A 722-nucleotide genomic window follows, 5' to 3' on the forward strand; every position below is an offset into this window, starting at 1 on the left:
TGAACCTACGCACCTTCATTCGCAGCTACTGCCTAAACTCCAGGCTCGCCACGAATGCACTCACCCGCCTGCACAAATCGCTCTCCTTCCTGGTCGCCTATCTGGCCCAGCAAGGCTTCGATTCCAACATTTGGCCGGCCACCCGTGACGAAGCCGAGTTGGACCGTCACCTCAACAACCTGTGCCCTGAGCTGGCGACAACGGTGTTCACCCACGCCCGCGAAGGCATCATCCTGGTCGATCCGTTCGGCCGGGTCATTGGCGTAAACGAGGCCTTCACCCGTCTCACCGGTTACGGTCAGGAAGAGCTACAAGGACGCGAGTTGAATTCCCATCGCATGGTCCGTCGCCTCATCGCGTTTTATGCGCCGATGAAAAATGCGCTGGATTTCCACGGCCATTGGTCCGGTGAAATCCAAAGCAACCACAAGGATGGCCGGGAGATGACGTCGCGGATCAGCGTCAGTGCCGTGCATGACCGTCACGGCAATGTTCAGCACTACGTGGCGCTGTTCAGCGACATGACGCAGATGAAGCAGCGGCTGCAATTGCTGGAGCGGGATGCGCGGTATGACGCGCTCACGCAGTTGCCCAATCGGTTGTTGTTGGCCGAGCGGATGCGGCAGGCGTTGGGCAAGGCGCGGATTTATCAGCAGAAGGTGGCGATCGCGTTTATCGACCTGGATGGGTTCAAGGCCCTGAACGACAGTTATGGGCATGAC

The 722-nt window shown here is 58.9% G+C and carries 1 protein-coding gene; it reads left to right on the forward strand.

Annotated elements, in window-relative coordinates; genetic code table 11:
* Window positions 1–722: PAS domain S-box protein (locus OC610_RS28390; RefSeq protein WP_264433040.1), on the forward strand; the 722-nt coding region annotated here is incomplete at both ends.

Origin of the sequence: Pseudomonas agronomica (assembly GCF_025917275.1) — a bacterium.
Lineage (GTDB): Bacteria > Pseudomonadota > Gammaproteobacteria > Pseudomonadales > Pseudomonadaceae > Aquipseudomonas > Aquipseudomonas agronomica.